Annotated in this window: 13 protein-coding genes; 6 read left to right on the forward strand and 7 right to left on the reverse strand. The window is 42.4% G+C overall.

What is annotated here, in order from left to right; translation table 11 throughout:
• Positions 1-158: 158 nt before the first annotated feature.
• Positions 159-2,006: a M3 family metallopeptidase gene (locus IHV80_RS23590; protein WP_192891218.1), complete on the forward strand. Its 1,848-nt coding sequence runs from the start codon at positions 159-161 to the stop codon at positions 2,004-2,006.
• 120 nt (positions 2,007-2,126) lie between these two features.
• Here the strand turns inward: IHV80_RS23590 and IHV80_RS23595 are convergent, their stop codons facing one another.
• The 3 genes from IHV80_RS23595 to IHV80_RS23605 form a co-directional block, all read right to left on the reverse strand.
• Positions 2,127-2,438: a hypothetical protein gene (locus IHV80_RS23595; protein ID WP_192891219.1), complete on the reverse strand. Its 312-nt coding sequence runs from the start codon at positions 2,436-2,438 to the stop codon at positions 2,127-2,129.
• Positions 2,439-2,593: 155 nt separating this feature from the next.
• Entirely contained in the window at positions 2,594-3,628 is a 1,035-nt protein-coding gene (locus tag IHV80_RS23600) for a porin (RefSeq protein ID WP_192891220.1), read from the reverse strand.
• Between the two features lie 155 nt (positions 3,629-3,783).
• Positions 3,784-4,716: a DUF3187 family protein gene (locus tag IHV80_RS23605; protein WP_264158492.1), complete on the reverse strand. Its 933-nt coding sequence runs from the start codon at positions 4,714-4,716 to the stop codon at positions 3,784-3,786.
• A 296-nt stretch (positions 4,717-5,012) separates the two neighbouring features.
• Between IHV80_RS23605 and IHV80_RS23610 the strand changes: the two genes are divergently transcribed.
• Complete coding sequence (locus IHV80_RS23610; RefSeq protein WP_404818363.1) at positions 5,013-5,771, forward strand: response regulator transcription factor; 759 nt, start codon at positions 5,013-5,015, stop codon at positions 5,769-5,771.
• A gap of 96 nt (positions 5,772-5,867) precedes the next feature.
• On the opposite strand, the gene IHV80_RS23615 is transcribed toward IHV80_RS23610, so the two are convergent.
• Positions 5,868-6,701, reverse strand: coding sequence for a RecX family transcriptional regulator (locus IHV80_RS23615; protein ID WP_192891223.1), 834 nt, complete (start codon positions 6,699-6,701; stop codon positions 5,868-5,870).
• A 210-nt stretch (positions 6,702-6,911) separates the two neighbouring features.
• A complete protein-coding gene (locus tag IHV80_RS23620; protein WP_192891224.1) occupies positions 6,912-8,516 on the reverse strand; it encodes a mechanosensitive ion channel family protein in 1,605 nt (534 codons plus the stop codon).
• Between the two features lie 253 nt (positions 8,517-8,769).
• Here IHV80_RS23620 and IHV80_RS23625 point away from each other — a divergent pair, with 253 nt between their 5' ends.
• The 4 genes from IHV80_RS23625 to IHV80_RS23640 all read left to right on the forward strand — a co-directional run bounded on the left by IHV80_RS23625 (position 8,770) and on the right by IHV80_RS23640 (position 13,508).
• Positions 8,770-9,018: a hypothetical protein gene (locus IHV80_RS23625; RefSeq protein WP_192891225.1), complete on the forward strand. Its 249-nt coding sequence runs from the start codon at positions 8,770-8,772 to the stop codon at positions 9,016-9,018.
• 1,006 nt (positions 9,019-10,024) lie between these two features.
• Positions 10,025-12,088: a protein-disulfide reductase DsbD family protein gene (locus IHV80_RS23630; RefSeq protein ID WP_192892211.1), complete on the forward strand. Its 2,064-nt coding sequence runs from the start codon at positions 10,025-10,027 to the stop codon at positions 12,086-12,088.
• 3 nt (positions 12,089-12,091) lie between these two features.
• The gene (locus IHV80_RS23635) at positions 12,092-12,661 is read left to right on the forward strand and encodes a protein disulfide oxidoreductase (RefSeq protein WP_192891226.1); all 570 of its coding nucleotides are present in this window, start codon (positions 12,092-12,094) and stop codon (positions 12,659-12,661) included.
• Between the two features lie 127 nt (positions 12,662-12,788).
• Positions 12,789-13,508, forward strand: a complete 720-nt coding sequence (locus tag IHV80_RS23640) for a DsbA family protein (RefSeq protein ID WP_192891227.1) — start codon at positions 12,789-12,791, stop codon at positions 13,506-13,508.
• A gap of 68 nt (positions 13,509-13,576) precedes the next feature.
• Here the strand turns inward: IHV80_RS23640 and IHV80_RS23645 are convergent.
• Together IHV80_RS23645 and IHV80_RS23650 are read right to left on the reverse strand one after the other, a co-directional pair.
• Positions 13,577-14,781 (reverse strand): IS3 family transposase gene (locus IHV80_RS23645; RefSeq protein WP_192888858.1). Its coding sequence is split into 2 segments (ribosomal slippage): positions 13,577-14,394 and positions 14,394-14,781, totalling 1,206 coding nucleotides; the frame shifts between segments, so codons are not numbered across the junction.
• A gap of 342 nt (positions 14,782-15,123) precedes the next feature.
• Positions 15,124-16,143 (reverse strand): succinylglutamate desuccinylase/aspartoacylase family protein, encoded by a 1,020-nt coding sequence (locus IHV80_RS23650; RefSeq protein ID WP_192891228.1) that lies wholly within the window; start codon positions 16,141-16,143, stop codon positions 15,124-15,126.
• Positions 16,144-16,215: the final 72 nt, after the last annotated feature.

Below are 16,215 nucleotides of genomic sequence, written 5' to 3' on the forward strand. Positions count from 1 at the left end.
GCAAAAAACAAATCATTAACAGTTAATTAATTAACACTCATACGCCGTAATGTAAACCGATATCCTGTGACTTACATTCCGTTATATGTAATGTCACAAAATACATCCTGTGAATGTGTCATAATCTTGAAATTCAAGCGTTATTTTCAAGGAATCTCATGACTGCTACGAACTATCTCAACGAATTAAATCAAAAGTATCTTGCGACTCATAAAGCAAAAGAAGACTTCTTTTGGGATACTTACATGGGGATAAGTGACGACCATAATGGGTCAACACAAGCGCAAACTCAGTGGACCGAATTTCTTAGCGCGGCTGAACAGATAGCCACTATCGAAAAGCACATTTCTGCCATTGACGAAATTCGAGACGCTGAAGAAAAAGAGAGCACATTGACTGGACTAAATGGCTGGTTAGCGACCTTTAAATCTCACGCGATTGAATCACAACAATCTCAGAAACTGAAAGCCGGCCTAATCAAATTCGAAGCAGAGCTGTTTGAGAAAAAACAAAATCACGTAATGACTTACGTCAATGAGATGGGTGAAGAAACAGAAGGCTCTTTGCCTGTTCTAGGCTCAACAGTTAGAACCAATAGTAATGAAAAGGTAAGGCTTTCTGCACACCAAACATTGCTCGATTTAGAACAGTGGTTACTGGCAAATGGCTTCATTGAACTCATCAAAAAGCGTAACCAATTTGCTCAGTCACTTGGTTTCAAAACCTTTTTTGATTACTCAGTAGTTAAAACCGAACAGATGACAACAGAGCAACTGTTTACGATCCTGGACGACTTCGATGCGCGCACGCGCGATAGCCATCAACAAAGTCTAACGAACTTAGCTGAGCAGAAAGGTGAAAGTGCACTGCAAGCTCATAACTTCACCTACTCTTTTGCTGGTGACGTTATGAATGACTTAGACCCTTATGTCCCCTTCTCAAAATCACTGAGACGCTGGATAGAATCTTTTGGTCGCCTAAACATCGAATACTCTCAAGCCACGTTGAAATTGGATTTACTTGATCGTAAAGGAAAATACCCTAATGGCTTCTGTCATGGGCCGATCCCTTCTTTCTACGACCAAGGCACTTGGGTTGCAGCTCAAGTCAACTTCACAAGCAACGCTAAACCCGATCAAGTAGGCAGTGGTTATGATGGGATTAACACTCTGTTTCACGAAGGTGGGCACGCGGCGCATTTTGCCAATGTGAAAATGAACGCGCCTTGTTTCTCTCAAGAGTTTGCACCAACCTCGATGGCCTACGCTGAAACTCAGTCGATGTTCTGTGACAGCTTGTTGAACGACGCCGATTGGTTAAAACAGTACGCGCTTAATTCAGAAGGCCAACCTGTGCCAGACGAATTGATTAAAGCGATTATTGATAACAAACAACCGTTTAGAGCCTATCAAGAACGCAGCATTCTTGTGGTCCCTTATTTTGAGCGTGCACTTTACGAACTGGCCGATGAAGACCTAACACCTGAAAAGATCACGGCACTTGCACGTAGGAGTGAAAAGGCAATTCTTGGATTGGCTTGCAGCCCTCGCCCACTGATGGCGATCCCACATCTACTGTCGGATGAAGCATCTTGTTCATATCAAGGTTACCTATTGGCTCACATGGCGGTGTATCAAACACGTGCTTATTTCACCGACAAGTTTGGGTACTTAACGGATAACCCAGAGATCGGGCCTTTATTGGCGAAACACTATTGGCATAAAGGCAATAGCGTGAACCATAACGGAACAATAGAAAGCCTGACGGGGGAAGGCTTCAATGCCAAATACCTTGCGGATGAATGTAATTTATCACCAGAACAAGCATGGGCGATTGAAGAAAGAAAAATCAAACAACTGGCTTCTCGAGAACGTACACAAATCGCTGATTTGAATGCGAAGATATCGATCGTTGATGGGGCAACCGAGTTGGCGAATAATGATAAATCAAACCATCAGATGTGTGATGAGTTTGAGCACTTTATTGTTGGGCAATACGGTCGATAACAATAGTCTATAATAACAGTCGATAGATTGTGTTTGAGCCTCTGTAACAAAGATTAAGTTCAAAACTAAAACGAAAAAAAGGACGATAAGTTATCGTCCTTTTTGTATTCAGCTTTGGATCTATGCCGTGACACATGCCGAGCGAGTTTCACAATTAAACTCAACATCAACAGAATCAACACTTCGCAATGATTTTCGATGTATGCCAAATACTTGCCCCGTCAAAACAATATAAAAATTCTCTGTTTTGAGTAAATTCCAAGCTTCATCAAGAGATTCAGCATAAACCTTATTCTTGAGATCTTGTGGGCGAGTACCTGCGACTCTTCCATGTTTACGCGCCAATTCAAATAATCCATTACGATTCGGTTTACACGTAAACAGGGTATCATTTCCATAAATAACACCCTTGGCTGTAATGCTTTTAATCATTACATTTCTCCAGATAATAATTCCACTCGTAGCACTTGAGTGACATACCACATGCCGATATGTGGATGCTTACACTGCAAAAAGAAGAGAACATGGTGTAACGACCGGGCAAGCTATTACACCATTACCATCAAATGTCCTAGAAGCTTAAGCTATTAGAAGTAGTAGTAAGCAGCTGCGAATACGTGTGTTTCTTCGTCGTACTGTGCGCCTGTTGTACCAATGCGTGCGCCTTCAATGTCTTGTTTGATATCGATGCCCATATCAGCATTGTCAGCAATACGGTACATAGCTGCGATGTTGATGTAAGAAGCATCTACATCCGCTTGGCCATCAAGTTCATTATTGCTAGATGCGTAACCAGCTGCAATTGTTAGGTCTTCAGATAGCGTGTAACCACCAGACAGGTAGTAACCTGTATTTTTAGCTGAATCACTCTCTTCAATCCAAGAGTTTAAACCTAGCTTAAGAGCGCCAACTTTCACGTTACCTGCCACTGTGTAAACTTCGTAATTAGCATCGTCATCACGAGCTTCATAACCAGCGTATACATTGAATACTTCTTGCTCTAAACCGATGTAGCCGTTGATGCCTTTATCGGCGTCATTATGATCGTCACCTGTTTCAAAGTAAGAAATACCGTAAGCGATACCATTGGTTGCACCCTGGAATTTAACCACATTGAACGCATCAGAAGCGTCACCAGCAGAAGCACCGAACTCATAAGTGTTATCACCTGCGCCATCAACTTTATCTAGTGCAGTATCGTTTTCCCAACCGAATGAAGCGATACCGTAACCAGTATCAAAACCAAGCCACGCTTTATCTACGTCTGTCGCAGGGCCAGTATCGATACCGTTTGTCCAACCAGCTGTTGCTGCGTCATTTGCTGAAACGTTGTTGTCTGTCGTGTAGTTCACCATCATGTCAGTTTCGAAGTAACCAACAAAACGGTTGTTACGGTAACTTACCGCAAGCGTTAGGCCAGTCGCCCAATCATCGTAAAATGCTTTAGAGCCCGTGTCGTAGTAACCACCAACACCGAAAGAACCTGCTACTGAGAATTGATCTTTGTGCATAGAATCAAAAGCAAACATCTCTTCATTCTGGCTATTTTGGCTGCTTGTGTTTACAGCGAATGCTGAAGTTGAAATGCTTGCAATCGCAAGTGCTACTAATGTTTTTTTCATGATTACCACTACCTATATATTGATTCGGCCTTGTTAGTCCGGCCTTTTGGAGTGGCGCTATTGTTCAAAAATTCCAGTTATTGATATACCGTAAAATTACTGAAATTTTATAGCCGGGATGAATTTAATTAAATAATGATATGTTGATATCGCTTTTATATTGAGAAACGCAAACCGAGCGTAAAACCGATGTCGGTACTGTTGTCCATGTTACGGATGTTTTCTATCATCAGAGCTTCAATCGCGAGTTGATACAGACGGTAACGATAGCCTACAACCACTTCGTTAGAGGGTTCAGAAAAGTCTGGATCGTTGCTCGCCCACCCTTGGTAATTGAGAGATTCAATAAGAAAACTGTGGCGCTGATTCAACCGATACTCATATCCTATCGCCCAACTTGTACTTAGGTTTTCAAGGCTTAGGTTCTCATGGCTAACTAGATCACCATCGCTGTTTCGATGCACGAGTCCAATCGTGGAGAAAATACTGTGTCTTACTGTAATGTAGCTGTAGTTGAGTTGAACGCCTTGCTCAAAACTGGTCCTTTCAAATTGTCCATCTCTAACATTATTGTAAAACAGCGAACCACCAGCAGAGAGCGACATTAGCCCCCGAGAATACAGCAACAACTCATTGTAAAAAGTCAGCGCATTGGTTAAATCATCCCCCTCAAAATCAGACAAATGAACGCCAGCATCATAAAAGTCCATGGTGAACTGATCATCAGCTACTTCATCACGACCATTCTGCCCAATACCAAACAGATCATGAAACCCCATCACAAAGCTGTCCAAGCCGTTATCTTTCGCTGTGACGACACGATAATCAAGCTCAGTTTTCCAGACAGGAGACGCTTGCCACTGAACAGCAATATTTGATTGGTTTTGGTAGTAGTCGAGCGCATAAGCACTAGTGTGCGCCCATATGCTCGCCTGTGTATAAGACGATTTGAACTCAACACTACCGGCTCTTTTGGGTTCAGCAGAACGGAGTTGGGTTGAAAGCACATTTGAATGAATCGGAGATTGTGCATAAACAAACATTGGAGAGATACTAGCGTGTGTAATCGGATGAAAAACGGTCAACATCGATACTGAAATAGACAGTAACGTCCTTAAACTTTTCACAGTGTTTACTCGGTTATAGAAATGCCCGATTCTATTAAAAAACACCGTTCAATTAATGCAGTAAATATACTGCTTATCACTCAGTAATATAGAACCAAGAGTTATAAAAAAATGAAAATTAGAACCTCTGATGTATATAAGAATCTTATCTTGCACAGAGCTACTTGAACGAATATCTTCTGTGCATGAATGAATCGACCTCTAATTGATAAGGGAAAGATGTGAGTGCTCTATATCAGAATTTTGAACAGTTACTAATGAAACAATCGACCTCTCTTATTAATAGCGATCCAAGAAACTTTCAAGAAACTTGGTCAGAGGCAAGCTTTGATGTTTTAGATTGGTTCGATATCGATAGGCTCACACTTTACCCAAATTCTATGGTGCTGTTGGAAGATGGGAAAACATGCTCAGTATCCAAGTCGCACATTCCATCGATCAACAAGAGAGACTTCGTTGGTTGCAATCACTTGGAATATTTAAAGCTTCTCAAAACCAACGAAACTTACTTGGAGTTTTCAGAAGCGCAGCTCGCTATCAGTCAAAATGATGTGTTAAGTGAGTTGTACGATCAAGGTGGAAAGTGGCACTGCATCATTCCTCTTCAGCTATTTAACCAACGCTGGGGCGCATTATCTTTTACTAATTTTCACGACAATAACAAAACATTAGGGTTAGAAGATATTAAACGATTGAAGCTGGTGTGCGAGGTCTGGCTTTGCTACTGGCAGCACTCTACCTTAGCAAGAACGCTAAACCAGAGTGAAAACTTGTGGGAAGATGATAGCGACAAATTATTGCTGTTGACTCAAAAACAGACCAAGGTACTGTCTCTTATTGCTCAAGGATTTAGCGCCAAAGAGTGCGCTGATAAATTGCACTTGAGCCCCCGCACCATTGAATCGCATAAATACAGAATGCTTGGTTTAATGGAACTCAATAACCACAACGAATTAGTACAATTTGCCTTGCGTAACGGCCTCGGTATCTCGGAAAATCAACACACCACACGATAGCCTTTTTGTAGCTTAGGTTATCTTGTACCTTAGCTATTGTGCACTTAGCTATTTTGCATCTTAGTTCTTGCGTAACTTAATTTTTTTGTACTAAAGCTATTCGTTGCCTTCACTCAACGCAAACTTAATCTCATCAGACGAGAAACCTTTACGACTCAACATCGCGTAGGCCTTTGAACGTTCCTTATGATCGTTAAGATCATAGGATTTTTTCTGTAGCTGTTCTAAACAAGAAGAGTAAAAATCCAATTGCTCTTCGTTAATTAATCGGTCGATTAACGATGACAGCTCGCTGGTGTCAATTTGTCGTTGTCTTAGCTCTTGCTGGATAGCGGTCAAGCCTTTGCCTTTACGAGCATACTTGAGCACTTCCTTCTCCAAATCCGCTTTCTCAGCTTTGATTTGGATATTACTTTTCAGTTCATGCGCTTGTGGATGCTGGTCAATGGCGACTTTCACCTGCTGATAGCTAAAACCACGCTTTTGCAGTGTCGCAACCAGCTTTTCACGGCTCATGGTAAAGCTTGTGTAATAGTGGTTAATTCGGTCTATCAAGATAGTTTGTTCATCAATAGACTTGTCGAAAGACACCTTATGGATGGCATCAGAAATCACTGAGTCCGTCAGGCCCTTCTTCTTCAGTTTTTCGATAATGTATCGAGAACCAAATTCACCAGAGAATGCTTGTTCCACGAATTGTTCTGCAAACACTTGGTCAGACTTGAGATACCCAAAGCCTTTCAGAGTACCCAAAGTTTCATCGATCCATTCTTGATTGTCGGTTTTCACTTTCAGCTTTGCAATCAATTCGCTTTCCGTCATATCCCTCTGAGTTAAATGCCACATCGCAGAGTTCATGACGCTTTCGATTCGCGTCGCTTTTCTTACCGTTGTATTTCTAGTATTGGTTTTTTGCTGTGAATCATCCATTCGATTTCAACTGTCCAGACTGAGCCTACCCCATCATAACGTAATTCTAAGGTGGGTGAAGTGACATAAAAGAATGAAGCTCAATATAGACTGTCAGCCAATAAAAATGGACGCTGAATAAGCGTCCATTTAATTTCACATTAAGAGGTCGAAGATAAGCCTAATTTAGCTCTTTTCGCATTAGCTATTTTCGTACTCGTCCTTTCCGTATTAACTCTCTTCGTGATTGTAAACATGCACATCGCGTTGAGGGAATGGAATCGTGATGCCTTCTTCATCGAAGCGTTTCTTCACAGTTTCCGTCACATCCCAATACACATCCCAGTAATCGTCGGTTTTAACCCAAGGCCTTACCACGAAATCAACAGAAGACGTATTCAAGGTATGAAGCTTGATCATATGTTCTGGCTTTTTAAGTACTAAAGGGTGCGCAATGATGATGTCGTTTAATACCGCTTTTGCTTTGTCAATATCATCTGAATAGCCAATGCCAAACACCATATCCACACGTCTCACACGCTCTGCTGTGATGTTGTTAATAACGTCACCCCAGATCTTGTTGTTCGGTATCACCAAGCGTTGATTATCAATGGTTTGAACAGTTGTCGACACTAAGCTCATGTCTTTTACTGTGCCTTGAACGCCAGCTACTTTAACCATGTCACCAACATCATAAGGACGATAGATCAAGATCATCAAACCTGACGCAAAGTTAGATAACGTATCTTGTAATGCGAAACCAATGATGACACCCGCTACACCGAAACCCGTTAATAGTGGCGCAAGCTCTATCCCTATTTGAGACAGGGCAATAAGCAGACCAATAAATACCACTGCTTTAGATGCAATTGACACGAAAAAGTCTTGCATCAATACGCTGAAGTCCATTTTGGAGTGTGAAACACTCTTACGAACGGTCTTACGAGCAACGTTAGCAATAAGGCGAGTTACATACAAAATACCGAGAAATAGAGCAAGCTTAACGATAAAAGAAGGTGTATTTTCAAAAGCCCATGAACTAAACGAACGAAGCCAACCATCCAGCAACTCTAGCGCAACATCAACATCCAACACATCAGCGTTAATGTCACCCGTCGTCGCTAATAACACGCGCTTGTAAGAAGTCACGTCTACGCCAAACGGTTCCATTAGCGTGATGGTCTCTTCTAAACTCGCCACCATGACACTAGTACGTTCACTGAAGCGCTCAAGCTCTTTCTTAATGGTCGCTTTCTCTTCTTCACTGACAAAAGACAAACGCGCTTCTAAGTCTTGTCGCTGTGTATCAGTGTAAAGAATGGCATTAGTAAGATATTTAGAGCGCGAGAGAAGTGCCGTTTTGAGCTCACCTTCAGGCACTGCAACATCAACACCACGCTCTTTAGACCAATCTAATGTCTTAGCAAGTTGCTGATAATATACATCCATCATCCCGATTCGTTTTTGAATTCGTAACTCAAGACGCTTTTTAACATCACCTTCAGCTGAACGATTCTCTTTACTCATTGAAACGATTTTAATTTCATTCAATGCCAGCAATTTTTGTAAGAGTTCAACTTGCTGAGCAAGAGTAACATCAAGCCCCTCTTTCTTATCTGACGATAGCTGTGAAAAGATCTCTTCGCGTAAGGCCTGATTCTTACGCCTTAATATATCTTCTAGAAAGGGTTTCTCAGCATCATGCGCCGTTTCTAATGTTGCCAGATCGAGCATTAACTGATCTTGTACTCCTGCTATTTTATCGACGCTTTGCGCAAAACTTCCGAATGCGACAAACGCCAACATTAGCAATAGACAACGCCAAACCTTCATCATATTAATTCCTATTACTGTCTAAATTGACCCTATAAATAGTAGTAAAAAGAATATGGATAACAAGCATTTAAACGTATGTTGTGTTAAAAGTTTGCAAAATGTCAGCTCGTATTTAATATTTGAGAGTTCCAATCACCTCTTATGACCTGTAGAGTACGCAACCAACAAAGAACAACGGCCAATATCATCGACGTAGGCACATGCACTAAAAAGCCTTTAATCCGATGTTGGCTCACAGTAAGAGAGCATAAAAATGAACAATGAACTTGATATTATTGAGTCTCTAGAAGAACTAGAAAAATTCCTAATTTCAGTAGAAGCTGGCGGTTTAGGCCTTGAAGGGGTTGAAGGCGTAGGCATGGCAACCAACAACTCAGATGGTCGTCACTTCGTTGCTGTATTCAACAGCAGCCACAAAGTTCTGCTTGCTCGTTGGATCACCAAAGAAGTTTTTGATAATGGTAAAGATATTGTGCGTAACGGCCCACGCCGCACTCACTAAGGCATCCTAACAAAGCCCTGGTATTCCAAGCACTAACTCAAATTGAAAAAGCCCAATGCCGTTCCAAACGAACGATTGGGCTTTTTTATACCTGCTTTTCAGAACACCTTTGTTAATCAGCAACACAGCTCTCCCAATAAACTCACCTGTAACTCACATGCCATGCACATTTAGTTGTCTCTTTGGTCAGAAAAGCAGCCACAAACAAAAAGAACAAATTATTATGAACTTAAGTAAAGCCTTGATGCCTTAGTGGCTAGGTTTAGCATTTGCTCAGCCTTTTTACTTTAACCATTTTATGACTTGTAGCGCGAAGCAAAGTTATCTAAGCTAGCCGTAATTCAACCAACTGGTCCTATTGGCTAGTTCGCTTTGATGACTAACTTTAATGGCCCATTTGTTTTAAATACTAACTGATTCGATTACTGACTGATTTGCTGAATACACCACTGCTTTTCTTATCCAAACAGAACCGCCGACAAAAGCATTCGCTTTGGGCGCTCTTTCTTACCGGACTCGTTATCGTAACTTGCCTGGCGAGCACGCTATCTGTAAAGAAAGTATCGATTTCAACTTCTCTTATTGGTCAATCAATATTCGTGGGTACAGAAACCAGTGACCCGCAAGCTATCGTCGCATCACCCGACAAAATGTCTGAACTCTATGCCAGCGTTTTTGGTTCAGAAGCATCGAAAATGCTTACCGCTCCGAACTCTAGCGCGTGTAGCCTGAGTTCAAAAATGCTCAACTTTGCCGCACCTAAAACAAGTTGGTTAATCCCTTTCATTCTGTTTATTGCTGTCGCATACAGCCTTTCCCCCAATATATCGAGATTGTCTAGAGATAACCATCGCTCTACTCGACCTACAAAACTCCGCTTACACCTAACGCACTGTATATTTAGAGAGTAAATAACCGGGCTACTACACCCTTTTATTTATTTTTTGGAGATACATTTGTGTACAACACACTACTAAGTAAGTTTGTCGATTCATTGGCATTCTGCATGCGTACATGCGCGAAAACTATAGTCACTGCCATTTTGGTTATGACGTCATTTACCGCTTTAGCACAGACTACGGGCTGGCTCAGTGTGCCTGAACATCCACCAGTAAAAATGCGAATGATGTCGACGGGTGAACAGTCAGATAACGGTTCTAAGATTCAAACCGTTCTAGATGTCGTGCTCGACGGAGATTGGAAAACCTATTGGCGTAGCCCCGGTGAAGGCGGTATCCCACCTAGCTGGGACTGGTCTGGCTCAACAAACATAGAGTCGGTAGAGTGGCACTGGCCAATTCCTAAGTACTACGAACAGCTTGACGTGATGACATTAGGTTACAAAAAACACGTCAGTTTTCCAGTAACGCTAACACTGAAAGACAACACGAAGCCTGCAATATTCAAAGCCTCGTTTACCTTTCCGTCGTGTACCAATATCTGTGTTTTGACCGATTACGACATTGAATTGCCGATCGACCCACAAACATTAGCGCTCGATGAAGAAGCCATGTTCTTGTTCAACCAAGGCATGAGCCAATCTCCACGTGAAGCCAACCGTACTTCCGTTAATGGCCTATTCTGGGACAAAAGTAAGCAACAACTGGTAACTCAGCTTACAAGTAAAGAAGGCTGGGATAAGCCGATGGTGTTGATTGATGGCCAAGAAGTAATTGACGACTTCTTCTCTCAACCCTCCGTCCACATCACAGACAATACTTTGACTGCGGTATTCGACGTAAGTAACTGGATTGGCGAAGTCGACTTAACCGACCGCACAGTTAGTGTCACGGTTTCAGACACTAATTTTGCCGAAGAGATGACCGCTCAAGTTGGCTCAGAACCTATTGCATACCAAACCAGTAACAACAGCTTTTTGGTTATGCTTGGCTTTGCCTTAGTGGGTGGATTGATCCTCAATATCATGCCGTGTGTATTACCCGTGTTAGGGATGAAGCTAAACAGCATCATTCAAAACCAAGGAGCATCAAATCGACATATCCGAATCTCATTTCTAGCTTCTGCTGCTGGTGTTATCACTTCATTTGGACTGCTCGCTTTGGGCATGACAGCCCTAAAACTGGGAGGCAACGCGATTGGCTGGGGAATCCAATTCCAAAACGTTTGGTTTATAGGGTTCATGCTGCTCATCACCTTACTGTTCTCAATTAACCTACTTGGTTTATTTGAATTCAGACTTCCATCTGGTTTAAACACTTGGATGGCAACCAAGGGCGATGACTCACATTCAGGACACTTTGTTCAAGGCATGTTTGCAACGCTGCTAGCGACACCTTGTAGTGCTCCGTTCCTAGGAACTGCGGTGGCTTATGCGCTTGGTGCTAGCTACCAAGAGTTGTGGGCTATCTTCATTGCTCTCGGTATTGGAATGAGCGCACCTTGGTTGATCTTCGCAGTATTCCCAAGCCTAACCAAACTACTACCAAAGCCTGGAGCGTGGATGTTTAAGGTTAAGTTGGTATTTGGCTTAATGATGTTCATTACTAGCTTGTGGTTAACGAGCTTGTTAAGCCCATTTATTGGCAAATTCCCAACCATTATCCTTGCTGTATTCATTCTGGCTACGGTACTCATTTGGATTGGTCAGAAGCTAGGTGCCAAAGTACTTACGCCTATATTAGCCACGACCACGATAGTATTTGGTGGTGCACTAATCGTTGGCAGCATTACAGCGGATAACTGGTCAACCCCTATTGTGGATGACCTGCCTTGGCAACCGCTCGATGCCAAACAGATCCCTCAACTAGTCGATCAAGGCAAGACAGTATTTGTCGATGTGACTGCGGAATGGTGTATCACCTGTAAGGCCAACAAGATTGGGGTCATTCTTCAAGATCCTGTCTACAGCCACCTACAACAAGAAGACATTATTTTAATGAAAGGCGATTGGACAACACCAAGTGAAAGTGTCACTCAATACTTACAAAGTAATGGGCGATTTGGAGTGCCATTTAATATCGTATACGGCCCAAGCTATAAGAGCGGTATTCCATTGCCCGTCATCCTCAACAGTGAAACCGTCGTTCAAGCCATCGACGCTGCGAGGTAATGGATGAAAACTCCCAACACTGAAGAGAAGACGAGCACCACTGTAGATAGCTCGGAAAAGAACAAGGTGAAGAAGCCAAGTCGCCTTAAGAAATGGGGAAAGGAACTCGTTTCAATGATTCTGATCGTTGGCGTAGTTTCATTTGCTATGGACTTTTATCACAGTAGAAGTATGCCCCAAGGAGACGCAATTCCAATCGTTGGCCAATCGATCCAAGGGGAAGATATTGATGTTATCGAGCTAAGCAAAAATGGTAAGCCTGTCATCGTCTATTTTTGGGCGACATGGTGTAGCGCATGTAAATTAGTTAGCCCAACTATTAATAGCTTCAATGACTCCCATCAAGTGGTCTCTGTGGCACTTTCATCAGGTCCCAACGAACGAGTTCAGCGCTTCATGGACGCAAAAGAGTACGACTTTCCGGTGATCAATGATCTTTCAGGGCAAATCAGTAGAGACTGGGGAATCAACGTCACACCAAGTATTGTCATCATCAAAGATGGAAAGATCAGCAGTATCGCAACCGGTGTTACTTCCCCTATGGGCCTGTGGTTAAGGGCCTACTTTGCTTAACCCGCTTCGCTTATCAAACAAAAGCAGAGCAAGGTAATAAACCGATTAAGCCAATTTAACAAATAATATGACCGTGAGCGCGACCCAAAACGCGCTCACGATTATCAAGAATTAGAGAATAAACAACATGAAAAAACATTTAATTAGCACACTGATTTTAGGCTCACTAATGAGTACGAGTGCATTCGCTGAGTTAAGCACAGAACAAACCCAGCAACTTGAAGAAATTAATCAATTCCTGAAGGAGAACCCTTCTACGATTTCAGGGCTGCATACCAGTTTAGAGCAGTATGTCTCAGGCCAAGCGCAAGCAAAGAAAGCTCAAGCTGACAGTCACGACTGGTTGTATAACAATGACGCTCACCCGATTCTAGGAAACCCTGAAGGTAAATCGATCATCATTAACTTTACCGATTACAATTGTCCTTTCTGCAAGCGCTTAGAGAAAGGGCTCACTCAGCTCGCTTCTGAGAACAGCGATATTAAAGTCATTAATATATACCAGTCGTTTAAGCAACAGACGGTCAATGGCCTCGACACAAATGCCGCATTGTTCGCAATGAAAGTATGGAAAGACAAGCCAGAAAGCTTCTTGGAAGTTGACAAGCTACTGATGGCAAAAAGTGGTATTCACACAAAGAGTTCGTTAGAAGCGGTTGCCAAAAAGACAGGAACAGAGGCTGAACTTAAAACGACTCAAGAACAAGTCGATATCCTAACTAAAAACCACCAAACCTTTAGTGCACTAGGTTTGACGGGAACACCGACATTAATGATGAACGGCCAAATCTTACCTGGCTATGTTCCTTACGAGCGACTAAAAGACATCGTAGATGACGCCTTTTAATCGAGCTTAGAGAGAAATAGAGCCTCTTAAGTGATGACCCGTCCTGATATGGGTTGACACTTGATTGACTAAAACGCTCGATGTACTTCATCGGGCGTTTTGTATTTTAGAGCTGTGTGAGGCCTATATTCATTATAGATTTTTACTGATTCAGCGACCATTTTCTTTGCTTCATCTAAATCATTAGGCTTATTCAACAGATACTCCATCTTCAGTATTCCGTTGATCCTCTCTGCCAACGCATTCTGATAACAGTCATAGCCATCAGTCATTGAGCAAGATACATCATACTGTCGATGCAACTCTTGGTATTCAACAGAGCAGTACTGAACACCTCGATCTGAGTGATGGACAAGCTCACCTGTATTCTTCCGCTCTTTCAACGCGTTTAAAAAGGCCTGCTTGACCGTGCGAGCTTTCATATCATCACTTATGTGATAGCCCACGATTTTTCTTGAGTAAGCGTCCGTCACTAAACTGAGATAAGTACTACCACGCCGCGTTGCTAGATAAGTAATATCGGCAACCCATAATTGCTCTGGACCTTCCGGTATTAAGCCTTCTTTGATTCGATTTGGATGGCAGTAAAAGCGATGATTACTGTTTGTGGTTCGATGGTAAGCCCTTCGATTCTGTACTAATAATCGATTCATTCTCAGCAGAGAGAATAAGCGGTCTCGCCCGATTTCAATATCGTTTTGAGCAAGTAAATACTTGATCTTACGAGTCCCTATACGAGGGTGCATCATCCTTTGCTCCTTCACAAAACCGAGTACGGATTCATCTTTCTTTGTCTGATGAATTTCTGCAACACAGCGCTTGTAGAAAGCTTGTCGTGTAATACCTATGAAGTGACAAGCTTTAGTGACGGTCAACTTTCTGACCGTTTTTTCCTTAATAACTCGGCCTTGCGCTTCTTTGAAATTCGGACTCCGAAATCTCGATCCATGACTTTTACAACCGCTTCAAAGAACTGAGCTTTGAGCTGAGTTTCTTCTAATTGCTGCTCGAGTTCTTTGATTCGTTGCTCTGGGGTTTGAGTTGAGGAAGAGTTTGACATAGTCGCTCCTAACGCTCTCGATTGTTCTATTCCTTTAGACCAATCTAGTTGACCATGTTTGCGAAGCCAAACTAAAACGGTAGAGCGACCTTGGATCCCATAACGTTCTTGAGCTTGCTTATAAGTCATTTCGCCTTTTTCAACTTGGCTTACGACTGCCAATTTAAAGGCAAGAGAATAATCTCGTTGAGTACGTCTACTTGTTGTTTTCATGACACTCTCCAATTTCATGTTGGAAATGTGTCAACCATATTTAGGACGGTACATGAAATTGATAAAAGCCTACTCGCGCAAACTCGCAGTAGGCTTTTTATTGCTTAAAAATAATAGCTCTCGTTGGAGTAATAGTTTTGAAACGAAAAAGCAGTTGAAGTGTCACCATCTCGCAATGGACTCTTAATTTATCCTAGTTACTCTTAAAGCAGTTCTGTCGATGAGTCCGAATACGTATTAACTCTAGACAACTGTCCTTTGACCGAGCCAAGCTCGGTCTTTTTTTCGTATTTAAAAAGACAGTACAACCCACTAAATGAACTTCTTCTGTCTAACGTAACCTTAACTCAACAAGCGACAAACAAGAGCACCCGGTTCCCTTAATGCATCCACGTTATAACTGAGCACACACCCAACAGACGGCGCATGATAACGACGACATTCATTACCGAAAGCATCATATTGGATGGCCAACAAATCGTCTTGTTCTACACTTTGCAGAAGCTCCACCTGAGGTAGAACAAAACCACCAATATCTGCGCGAATAGACACAACATTGTTGCCTTCGATCCAATCAAGAACGGGAAGTTGCTTCGGCTCTGTTGTTTGCTCACCGACAACCTCGGACATTTCATAGTAAGACAACATATTAAACACGCCGTCGACAGCCCTTTGAATCATGTCAGGCTGAGTAAATTTACCCATCCCCACTTCGACCGTAATGCTCGGAATTCCACTTCGATTCCAAACCGTTTCAAGAATGCCTGGGTCACCGGGATCATTGAGCACACAATCGGGCTGCATTAATCTCGCCATCTCCAAACATTGATCAATCCGGTAATCAGCAAAAACATAGAGAGGATAAACAGCGCCGCGCGTTTGGGTATGAAGATCGACCGCAAACGTTGCATTGTGTTTAAGCAAACGCTCCCATAAAGAAGCAACAAAACGCTCGGCAGCCAAACCATGGGCATCACCAGGGAAAAGTCGATTAAGATTGGCCGGACATGAACCCGGATCAGAAGAGATAAAATCGCGGCTATGATTTAACAAACCTGACAGGTTGACCGTAGGCACGATAGTCACAGTGCCTGTTAAGTTCTTACCAACGAGATCTCTGATAATTTGTTGAGCAGCCAACACACCATTCAACTCATCACCATGAATACCGGCAGTGATCATTAACTTTGGGCCATCTTGACTACCTTTAAAAACAGACACTGGCATATTTTTCGGTTGCCCTAGCCCATCGCTGGTCACTTGGAACCAAAACTGATGCTCCCCAGTAGGTAGGTCGTCCACATTCAAGGAACCAATAACCTGTCTACCTTGTAAAACATCACCTAAGTACTCTGTTTTCATGAAACCTCTCCATCCTGTTGAGCAGAATCTATTCGCTTTGAAGTTTTTGCATCATAGAGGATATCTTAATCA

It is taken from the genome of Vibrio bathopelagicus (assembly GCF_014879975.1).
In the GTDB taxonomy this organism is placed as follows: Bacteria; Pseudomonadota; Gammaproteobacteria; order Enterobacterales; family Vibrionaceae; genus Vibrio; species Vibrio bathopelagicus.

What these genes read in the sequence shown, in the direction of transcription:
- IHV80_RS23590 (WP_192891218.1), top strand. Translation starts at nt 159, where the DNA reads ATGACTGCTACGAACTATCTCAACGAATTAAATCAAAAGTATCTTGCG.
- IHV80_RS23595 (WP_192891219.1), bottom strand. Translation starts at nt 2,438, where the DNA reads ATGATTAAAAGCATTACAGCCAAGGGTGTTATTTATGGAAATGATACC.
- IHV80_RS23600 (WP_192891220.1), bottom strand. Translation starts at nt 3,628, where the DNA reads ATGAAAAAAACATTAGTAGCACTTGCGATTGCAAGCATTTCAACTTCA.
- IHV80_RS23605 (WP_264158492.1), bottom strand. Translation starts at nt 4,716, where the DNA reads ATGTTGACCGTTTTTCATCCGATTACACACGCTAGTATCTCTCCAATG.
- IHV80_RS23610 (WP_404818363.1), top strand. Translation starts at nt 5,013, where the DNA reads ATGAAACAATCGACCTCTCTTATTAATAGCGATCCAAGAAACTTTCAA.
- IHV80_RS23615 (WP_192891223.1), bottom strand. Translation starts at nt 6,701, where the DNA reads ATGGATGATTCACAGCAAAAAACCAATACTAGAAATACAACGGTAAGA.
- IHV80_RS23620 (WP_192891224.1), bottom strand. Translation starts at nt 8,516, where the DNA reads ATGATGAAGGTTTGGCGTTGTCTATTGCTAATGTTGGCGTTTGTCGCA.
- IHV80_RS23625 (WP_192891225.1), top strand. Translation starts at nt 8,770, where the DNA reads ATGAACAATGAACTTGATATTATTGAGTCTCTAGAAGAACTAGAAAAA.
- IHV80_RS23630 (WP_192892211.1), top strand. Translation starts at nt 10,025, where the DNA reads ATGCGTACATGCGCGAAAACTATAGTCACTGCCATTTTGGTTATGACG.
- IHV80_RS23635 (WP_192891226.1), top strand. Translation starts at nt 12,092, where the DNA reads ATGAAAACTCCCAACACTGAAGAGAAGACGAGCACCACTGTAGATAGC.
- IHV80_RS23640 (WP_192891227.1), top strand. Translation starts at nt 12,789, where the DNA reads ATGAAAAAACATTTAATTAGCACACTGATTTTAGGCTCACTAATGAGT.
- IHV80_RS23650 (WP_192891228.1), bottom strand. Translation starts at nt 16,143, where the DNA reads ATGAAAACAGAGTACTTAGGTGATGTTTTACAAGGTAGACAGGTTATT.